The organism is Acinetobacter sp. YH12070, assembly GCF_013419625.1.
Taxonomy (GTDB): Bacteria; Pseudomonadota; Gammaproteobacteria; order Pseudomonadales; family Moraxellaceae; genus Acinetobacter; species Acinetobacter amyesii.
Genome location: NZ_VOZT01000088.1, coordinates 1 through 7,965 on the forward strand (window position 1 = coordinate 1; position 7,965 = coordinate 7,965).

General features: G+C 35.7%; 12 protein-coding genes. 7 read left to right on the top strand and 5 right to left on the bottom strand.

What is annotated here, in order from left to right; genetic code table 11:
- Positions 1-262 (bottom strand): hypothetical protein (locus FTU17_RS16165; protein WP_180136021.1); only part of this gene is annotated, 262 nt, incomplete at its 3' end.
- Positions 263-400: 138 nt separating this feature from the next.
- Positions 401-661 carry a hypothetical protein gene (locus FTU17_RS16170; protein WP_180136023.1) on the bottom strand — a complete coding sequence of 87 codons (261 nt, stop codon included), beginning with the start codon at positions 659-661 and terminating at the stop codon, positions 401-403.
- A 166-nt stretch (positions 662-827) separates the two neighbouring features.
- Between FTU17_RS16170 and FTU17_RS16175 the strand changes: the two genes are divergently transcribed.
- The 5 genes from FTU17_RS16175 (at position 828) to FTU17_RS16195 (ending at position 2,457) form a co-directional block, all read left to right on the top strand.
- Positions 828-1,148 carry a type II toxin-antitoxin system RelE/ParE family toxin gene (locus FTU17_RS16175; protein WP_058971762.1) on the top strand — a complete coding sequence of 107 codons (321 nt, stop codon included), beginning with the start codon at positions 828-830 and terminating at the stop codon, positions 1,146-1,148.
- Entirely contained in the window at positions 1,141-1,413 is a 273-nt protein-coding gene (gene nadS, locus FTU17_RS16180; protein ID WP_000369781.1) for a NadS family protein, read from the top strand. The genes FTU17_RS16175 and nadS overlap by 8 nt, the downstream gene beginning before the upstream one ends.
- Positions 1,414-1,509: 96 nt before the next feature.
- Positions 1,510-1,845 (top strand): hypothetical protein, encoded by a 336-nt coding sequence (locus FTU17_RS16185; protein WP_179997550.1) that lies wholly within the window; start codon positions 1,510-1,512, stop codon positions 1,843-1,845.
- A gap of 49 nt (positions 1,846-1,894) precedes the next feature.
- The gene (locus FTU17_RS16190) at positions 1,895-2,074 is read left to right on the top strand and encodes a hypothetical protein (RefSeq protein WP_001231652.1); all 180 of its coding nucleotides are present in this window, start codon (positions 1,895-1,897) and stop codon (positions 2,072-2,074) included.
- Positions 2,071-2,457 carry a type II toxin-antitoxin system death-on-curing family toxin gene (locus FTU17_RS16195; protein ID WP_000053135.1) on the top strand — a complete coding sequence of 129 codons (387 nt, stop codon included), beginning with the start codon at positions 2,071-2,073 and terminating at the stop codon, positions 2,455-2,457. The genes FTU17_RS16190 and FTU17_RS16195 overlap by 4 nt, the downstream gene beginning before the upstream one ends.
- 1 nt (position 2,458) lies before the next feature.
- Here FTU17_RS16195 and FTU17_RS16200 read toward each other — a convergent pair whose 3' ends face one another.
- The 3 genes from FTU17_RS16200 to FTU17_RS16210 all read right to left on the bottom strand — a co-directional run bounded on the left by FTU17_RS16200 (position 2,459) and on the right by FTU17_RS16210 (position 4,211).
- A complete protein-coding gene (locus tag FTU17_RS16200; RefSeq protein WP_000755487.1) occupies positions 2,459-3,010 on the bottom strand; it encodes a macro domain-containing protein in 552 nt (183 codons plus the stop codon).
- Between the two features lie 5 nt (positions 3,011-3,015).
- Positions 3,016-3,699 carry a hypothetical protein gene (locus FTU17_RS16205; RefSeq protein WP_180136027.1) on the bottom strand — a complete coding sequence of 228 codons (684 nt, stop codon included), beginning with the start codon at positions 3,697-3,699 and terminating at the stop codon, positions 3,016-3,018.
- 191 nt (positions 3,700-3,890) lie between these two features.
- Positions 3,891-4,211: a hypothetical protein gene (locus FTU17_RS16210; protein WP_180136025.1), complete on the bottom strand. Its 321-nt coding sequence runs from the start codon at positions 4,209-4,211 to the stop codon at positions 3,891-3,893.
- Positions 4,212-6,270: 2,059 nt separating this feature from the next.
- Between FTU17_RS16210 and repM the strand changes: the two genes are divergently transcribed.
- Positions 6,271-7,164 (top strand): replication initiation protein RepM, encoded by an 894-nt coding sequence (gene repM, locus FTU17_RS16215; RefSeq protein WP_001038666.1) that lies wholly within the window; start codon positions 6,271-6,273, stop codon positions 7,162-7,164.
- Positions 7,165-7,227: 63 nt separating this feature from the next.
- On the top strand, positions 7,228-7,785 hold the full coding sequence (locus tag FTU17_RS16220) for a plasmid replication DNA-binding protein (protein ID WP_109091661.1): 558 nt from the start codon (positions 7,228-7,230) through the stop codon (positions 7,783-7,785).
- Positions 7,786-7,965 lie beyond the last annotated feature (180 nt).

Below are 7,965 nucleotides of genomic sequence, written 5' to 3' on the forward strand. Positions count from 1 at the left end.
GAACAAACTCATCAAGTTCAATCCCTTTTTCTTTTATGATGGTTTCTATCTTTGCTAGCGTTTCACTTTCTAATTCGAACTCGATTTCTGCTGATGTTTCCATGAGTAAATCATAGTTATTTTCGACCATCTTTTTAAAGGTTTCTTCTAGATCTTTTGTTGATGGAATATTGAAAGATAAGCGTAATGAGCTATTGATAATTTCAACATGGGTATACCCTAAATATTCAGTACTTTTTCCTACAAATCCTAAGTGCTTCATAAAAAACCTTCAATAAATATAGTAAAGAGCTGTCTAAATTAAGCCAGACTCTCTTTTACAAATTTTAGATCAGCAATAAATAACCGAATAACGCCCATTATGTTAATTTTAGAAAGTCTTCAAGCTCACCTTAAAGAATTAACCTACTAGAGGATGCTCTTTCATTAAATTCTGTATGTCATTTGGGTCATAACAACCACATAAGCCTAGAAGCACTACGTCTGATATCTCATCAATACAACAACCTGAAACGATTTGCATACGTTGATTTTTGTCATATCCAAAAACTGTATATGTCAAATCTTCATCATCAAAATGATCTTTACAGATTGAACAGCAATCAGGGTATTTCTTCAAAACCTTATTAATATCTTTTTGCTGAGTAACAGTAACGCTCATATAACAACTCAAATAACTTTTCTTGGCCATAATTTTACATCTATATTTTTCTGAATATCCTTTTATTTAGCATGATGGGCATTATTCGGAATGAGAGCGGACAACTCTCGTTTTTTGTTATGGAAACTGCTAAAATACAAGTACGCCATTGACGTACAAAGAGTCCATGTTATTTATTGAAACCAGCATCTTTACCAAGCAAATTAAAGACCTTGTATCTGATGAGGAATATCGTCAACTTCAGGAAGATCTTTTGGTACAGCCTGATAGAGGTGATCTAATCAAGAATGGCGGTGGTATTCGCAAAGTACGTTGTGCTCAAGGTAACAAAGGAAAAAGTGGTGGCATTCGGGTGATTTATTATTGGGTCACCGAGGATGATCAGATATTTTTCTTAGTGGCTTATCCAAAATCAGTGAAAGATAATTTAACAGATAAGGAAACAGCCATTCTGCGCCAACTCGTGAAGGAGCAATTTCATGGATAACAACTTATTTGATGACTTGGTTGCTTCAATCAAAGAAGCTGGAGCTATCAAACGTAAAGAAGTTAAAGCAAGTCGAGTTACAGAACTCGAACTACCAGATATTAAAGAAGTACGTGAAAAAACAGGCTTGAGCCAAAATGAGTTTGCTGCACGTCTGCATATTAGTCCTCGTACCCTGCAAAATTGGGAACAGGGACGACGCTATCCAACTGGACCAGCAGCTACATTGATTCGAATTTTAGATGCTCATCCAAGTCTTATTTAAAAAATTACTTAAAAAATGGGAGCTTAAGGCTCCCATTTTTAGATTCGTATAACGTGTATTATGTTAATTTTAGGGAAATTAATCAGTTGATGAAAAATGAAAATAGGAATCTTTTGGTTTTTGCAAAAGCAAGTTATCGGCATAGCTCATCCATTCAATTTAAATGATGCAGATTCAATAGGCTTAATTGATAGTCCATATACACATGTCGATTATTGGAAAAATATGCAAAGTGTATACCCAGAACTACGTCATTATGAATATGAACAGATTCCAAGGGGTAGGGTAATTTTCGACACAAATAAAGGAAAAGCAATCGTGTATATGGACAAAAAATTATTTAACACAGTAACAGCCACTAAAATTTATGATTTCTTTGATATAGATTCAGAAAATGCTATTCCAAGAAAAGATCCTCACTATCGTACTTAATTGTTTAATTTAGGCTAAAATGAAATTCTCTTTTAATAGGGGTATGAAGATGAGAAAGCGTTTAAAAGACTATAGCCTTGATCAAATTTCAAATCGTGAAAAGGTTTCGGGTCAAGTATTACCAATCCAATTTAGCAATGACGAAGCGACTAAACGTGTTGTGATGCATAGTGCAAAACGAGTCATTAATCAGCATAAAGCTGAAATCCAAGAGCTTGCTTATAAATGAGTTTGATTAGCTCAACATTCGTCATTGCTGTGCATGATGAGATCCTATTACAAACTGGCGTAGGGCGAATAGGCTGTCATATTGAAAAGCTAGAAAGCGTATTAAGCCGTATAGATCAGCAAATGTATTACAGTAATGTAAGCGACATTTTTGAGATCGCAGCATGGTTTGGTATAGCTATCTCAAAAGGTCATGCTTTTGTTGATGGTAATAAAAGAACTGGTTTAGCTGTAATGCTGACTTATCTCGAAATTCAAGGTGTTACCATTCAGGAACAAACAGGTTTAGATGATTTGATGGTCGATATTGTTGAATCACAAGAAGAACATGAATTATTAGCCAAAATTGTGGCTGAATTCTTATACGAGCTTTCGATAATTTAAACTAAGAAATCAGAATCTGAATATTTGGATCATCGATATTCGATAAAAGATTCTTATAAATTAAATAATTTTCATCCTCTCGGCAGATAAAAAATACTTCTGCAACATGATCATATTGAGGCAACATAGAGAGTATAGTGCCAATCGCAATTTCAGCAGCCTTTTGAGGTGGAAAACCATAAACACCTGTACTAATACATGGAAAAGAAACAGTGAGTGCATGAATTTCATTAGCTTTGAATAGTGCATTACTATAAGCATCACAAAGCAATTGTGGCTCATTGTGTTCGCCATCTAACCATCGTGGTCCAACCGCATGAATAAGGTATTTAGCAGGCAGATTACCTGCTGTTGTTACTTCTGCTTGACCTGTAGGGCATCCACCTTTTTCTTGATTTAGACGAACACATTCTTCTTTCATCAATGGTCCAGCTTTTTTATGAATCACATAATCAAGTCCCCCACCACCAAGCAAAGATTTATTTGCTGAGTTAACGATGGCATGTACAGCAAAAGCTGTTATATCTGCTTGGATGAGATGGACTTTTTTCATAAATTTTATGCAATACCGCGATCTTTTTTAAATTGAGAAATAATAGGATTTAATTCAGATCCACAGAATTCAATATACTCATTTGTAATTCCACGACCACTAGAAGGATGTGGCAACCCAACTACAGTGCAGTTTTCAAATTTATTGATATAAGCCAATGAGCCATGATAATCAGGCATTCTTAATGTTTGCAATTTTTCAATTTCATTGCCCATAATTGGAGTGAATTTATCCCTTACTTTATAAAATTTTAGTACCTTAGTTAAAAGCTCACTTCCCATAAACAGAATTACTTTAGGTCTAAGTTCTTCTATATGTGCTATAAAATTATCAACATTTTCATCTTGTTTGTAGAAAGAAATTGCAGAACGAGATTTTTTTGATTCTACAGCCCAATTAGTTTGTACAATCATTTTGTCGAAAGCATCGCCTAAGCCTTCCTCATTTAGAGGATGCCCCCACATAGAAAACCAAGTTCTAATTCTTTTATCGTATTTAATCCATGTCTTAGCAACATCACCATATCGCAATGATTTATTAGAAAAGGTACATTCTTTAGTCATATCTATTATAACTTCTTGCCCCTTACTTTGTGATTCTTCACCCCATTCATAACCACAAATCATTAATCCGTTTTTATCATTAAAGCCTGCGAAAATTGAATTTGCTAAATTTAGACTTTTTCCCATTTTATCTTCTCTGATACTTTCAAGATTCAAATTATCACATATATTTCATATAAATCATTTATATGGAAAGTTTTTATAGATATAAAAATACACTTAACATAAAATCTCTTATACGCAGTGGCATCCAAGAAGAGCACTGGATGTGCTCTTCTTATTTCTAGATAATAAATCGTTAAAAAAATGATCCATTCTCATTTTAGAACTGGGTGTTTTTTGCTCAAAATACTATTTTTTTCCATAACCATAAAAGCCCCCCTTTGAAACATATATTTTTTATTGACTATTTTTGAGTGAATTTCATTGTAAGCAGCTGTTTTATGGCAGAAATATAAATAAGAGTTCCTGCGATCGGCGGGCGCGAAAACATCTGAAAATTTGCCAACTTTAAAAAATCCTGAGACGATGGCATTGCCAAAATATGAAATGAGCTTTCCTGTGTTAATCGTGCAGTGAGCGAAACTTTCTAAGCTTTGTTTTTTTCTTGGTCCGTGTGCATGAAACAGCCATTTCATGCTAAAGACCGTGTAGCTGCATACGTGAGAAATCTAGTTGGTGCGGCTGCGAAGGGCACTGGACAGTGAGATTCTGTTCTTTGACCCAATCACTCTTATTCTGTTTGTGACGTATGAAATCGTGGTGGGCAGATAAATAGTTGGGCGACACTGAAACGGGACCCTTGGTGACAAGGGCAAACCCTGCTTAACAGAGAGTGTGAGTATCTTCAAGGAATGATAGATGCGTTAGGAACACACGTTTTTAGCTTCAATTCCTTAACAGGGCTAAATGCGTTGCATACTGGTGGGCTTATGAGAGTATCGCGAGGTACTAGGGGCGTGAGGAGAAATCTAGAACGCTTGGTACATTTCGGTTGGCCGAATTGACTTGTCGTGATGACATATTCGGTTGGCTGAAATGATCTATGGATAGCTCAAGCCAGTAACGGTGACACTAAGGAGATAATATCTTGTGTTATTAATTTTGGATTTATTCATTATTAATAATTGTTTTCTTTATATTATTACGCATGTTGCTGTATGTAGGTTAAGTGCTTTACCCGTAATGAAATTTAATATCGGTTAATAATGGGAGTTTTTGGAACTCTTATCCCAAAAAAAAGGAATAGCTGATATCAAATGGAACGGATAAGCGTACTGACCGTCTATTTCACTAGAAATAGACAAAGACTGTTAACGCTAAAGTGGGAATCTCTCAAGTCAATGATTATATAAGGTGGCTCCTTGATATAGGCTTTGGGACCGAAAACACTCCGCGAGAGTGCTATAAGGTTTTATTAATGAGAGAGGGAGAGTTGCTGAATAGATTTAATTTGGTTTTATTTACAGATTAATTAGGTCACTTCGAGCGAATAAAAACGTAAGGGGTGGGTGAACGAAAGGCAATACGGTGCATAACCGGACTGAGAAAACAAAGTTTGTCAGGGGAGAGGTGTGGCAACCTCGGCAGCTATGAAATGCGGCAAGCCTGTTTGGCACGGGAGAAAGTGAATAGACGTTAAACATCCTGAAGTAGCGGTCGGATGAATAATATTTCATGAGTATTCACTAAGAAAAAAGCGTTGGTTACGTTGAAGTTTGCGCTTTGAAATCACCCAGTTGTTCCGGAGACGGATCTGCTGCTGACTGATTTTTGCGATGATGCAGCATGCTGCTAGTGGGATGATGTTATATAAAATCGTGATTGTGGAACTAAAACACAATTTGAAGTGTGTACTTTGTGATGTGTAGAAGTCAGGGCCAGCTTAGTCTTGATGGAGGATCCATGAGAGTCGCTTCCACTGGAAACAGTGAAAATGTCGTAAGTTGATAACTACGAGTTCGTTCTAGTCGCGAACTCAATAAATGATTAGCGTTAAGCGCGTTAGTTTCGTGAATTTGAACACGACAAATCAAAAAACAAGGCGGTCTCCTTAGGAGGCCGCCTTACCTTTTCCTGAAAGCTCATCATTTGCGTTTTAAGCACGTTTTCCTCATCACCATAGGATCTTATTAGTGATCAGTGAAAAATCGCGCATACCCCCTATTTTTTTGCATCTAATCGCAATTTCAGAGCGAGTGTCTACGAGCGAACATTGAAAAGTCGCGCCTAGACTCTCTGGAAAACAATTTTTTAGTATAAAAATCTTAAAAACAGTAAATCACTTGCAGAAAAATGATGTCTAGACCGAGCGAAGCGAGCATAAAGAACTTATGAGCGTAGCGAATTCATTCGTGCTTTTGCTTTTTTAAAGTCACGAAATTCTGAGCCAAAAATTGCCCCTCGAATCGAGCGAAAGCGAGATTCAATAGAGTTTGAGCGTAGCGAAAACATAGGGCAATTTTTCAATTTGCTCTTTTTAAATATATTTTAAATATATTTTAAATATTTTAAATCTTTTCAGTCCCCTGTATGCCTTATACAGTAAGGGTTTTAAAGCTTAACTATGACGGATTGACTACTAACTATGACGGATTGACTACTAACTATGACGGATTGACTACTTAACTATGACGGATTGACTACTAACTATGACAAGTATATATTTGTCATATATTAAAAATTAATGGTTTTATTTTGAATAAAAATCACGTTGTAAAATCAAATCAAGTAATAGAAGCCTCATATCAATTAAGTGCCGTAGAGCAACGAATTGTCTTAGCTGCCATTTCACGGATTCCAAAAAATCAGCCTATTACAGATGATGAGCTATATCCTGTTAGTATCAATGAGTTAAGGCAATTAGGTGTACATGAAAAAACTGCATACAGAGATTTAAAGGAAGGTATTAATAGACTCTATGAACGATCTATTAACCTCAGTATTGATGACAAGTCTATAAAAATGCGATGGGTACAAGAAGTTCAATTTCTAGATAGTCAAAGTGTCATTGGTATTCGTTTTTCAAAACCAATTCTGCCTTTCATATCTAATCTAAGTAGAGAATTCACCAAATATGCCCTGTCAGACATCGCTGGAATAAATAGTGGGTACGGTATTCGTATTTATGAGCTACTTGTTCAATATCGACAAATAGGTAAGCGTGAAATTTCAGTTGAGAATTTGCGGACAATGCTTGAGCTTGGTAAAAAGTACCCTTTATTCGCAGATTTCAAGAAACGAGTAATTGATACTGCTATAGACCAAATAAACGAATGCAGCCCTTTAAATGTCACTTATGAACAGAAAAAGACTGGTCGTAAAGTTACTAGTATTATTTTTTCATTTAAAGAAAAGACTAAGAGTATTAGTCATCAGAATACAGATGTACCTAAAGAATTTTATAAACTAACAGATGCTCAAATTAATATGTTTGGAAATCAACTTTCTCGTTTACATGAACTATCACATCTAGCACAGCAAGGTGAAAGCTATGATGATTTAGCTATAACAATTAAAGATATGTTGAGAGATCCAAAACAGCAAAAACAGTTTTTACCTTATCTAAAGAACTTAGGCTTTAAACTTTGAGTTTATTGGAGAATACACTTATTGTATTCTCCAATACGTATCGTTAATACACAGTAATACAATATGAAAACAAGTACAAAATACAGTGTTAGTGATGCTGCAACACTGTATAAAAAATCTCGGGCCACACTCTACAAAGATATAAAAAACGGAGTATTAAGTCGTGATCATGATGGTTCTATCGACTTTTCAGAATTACTTCGTGTCTATGGTGAGCCTTTTGGTGGAACAAACTCAAAACGTCTTGATACGTCTCCAAGACAAAACATTGATACACCTGAATACACTGATAATACAGTTGTTGAACTCAAAAATCAGATTGATTTTTTAAAGAAACAGTTGGAAAAAGCAGAAGATCGGGAAACGAAGGCAAATGCTCGTATTGACACGCTACTTACACTTATTGAAATGAAGCCACCACAAGCCAATATAAGCACGTTTACAGAGCAGCAATCTGACCAGGATATAGCAACGGATCCTCGGTCAGAACCTGAGCTGAAACATGACGGATTGACTACTCCAGAGCAGAGGGAAAATAAGCGGATTCCAGTACCGGAGCACATTGAACAGGAACCGGAAAAAAGAGGCTTTTGGAGCCGTTTTTTTAGACCCTATGATTAACCACGATTGTTTAACTAATATGAATAAAGTCGTGAAACATTGCTCAAAGAATGGGCGTGGAACGTGAAAAATCATAAAAAAAGCCCACCTTGGGGAAGATGGGCTATCAACTAGGAACTACAGCGTTGAATTATAAGGATAATTATACAGCATTTCGTATAAGGTGTATTATGTTAATTT

Excerpts from the sequence above, each read along its gene's own strand:
- nadS (WP_000369781.1), top strand. The coding sequence starts at position 1,141 with ATGGATAACAACTTATTTGATGACTTGGTTGCTTCAATCAAAGAAGCT.
- FTU17_RS16195 (WP_000053135.1), top strand. The coding sequence starts at position 2,071 with ATGAGTTTGATTAGCTCAACATTCGTCATTGCTGTGCATGATGAGATC.
- FTU17_RS16190 (WP_001231652.1), top strand. The coding sequence starts at position 1,895 with ATGAGAAAGCGTTTAAAAGACTATAGCCTTGATCAAATTTCAAATCGT.
- FTU17_RS16205 (WP_180136027.1), bottom strand. The coding sequence starts at position 3,699 with ATGGGAAAAAGTCTAAATTTAGCAAATTCAATTTTCGCAGGCTTTAAT.
- FTU17_RS16200 (WP_000755487.1), bottom strand. The coding sequence starts at position 3,010 with ATGAAAAAAGTCCATCTCATCCAAGCAGATATAACAGCTTTTGCTGTA.
- FTU17_RS16175 (WP_058971762.1), top strand. The coding sequence starts at position 828 with ATGTTATTTATTGAAACCAGCATCTTTACCAAGCAAATTAAAGACCTT.
- FTU17_RS16210 (WP_180136025.1), bottom strand. The coding sequence starts at position 4,211 with ATGAAATGGCTGTTTCATGCACACGGACCAAGAAAAAAACAAAGCTTA.
- FTU17_RS16170 (WP_180136023.1), bottom strand. The coding sequence starts at position 661 with ATGAGCGTTACTGTTACTCAGCAAAAAGATATTAATAAGGTTTTGAAG.
- FTU17_RS16220 (WP_109091661.1), top strand. The coding sequence starts at position 7,228 with ATGAAAACAAGTACAAAATACAGTGTTAGTGATGCTGCAACACTGTAT.
- FTU17_RS16185 (WP_179997550.1), top strand. The coding sequence starts at position 1,510 with ATGAAAATAGGAATCTTTTGGTTTTTGCAAAAGCAAGTTATCGGCATA.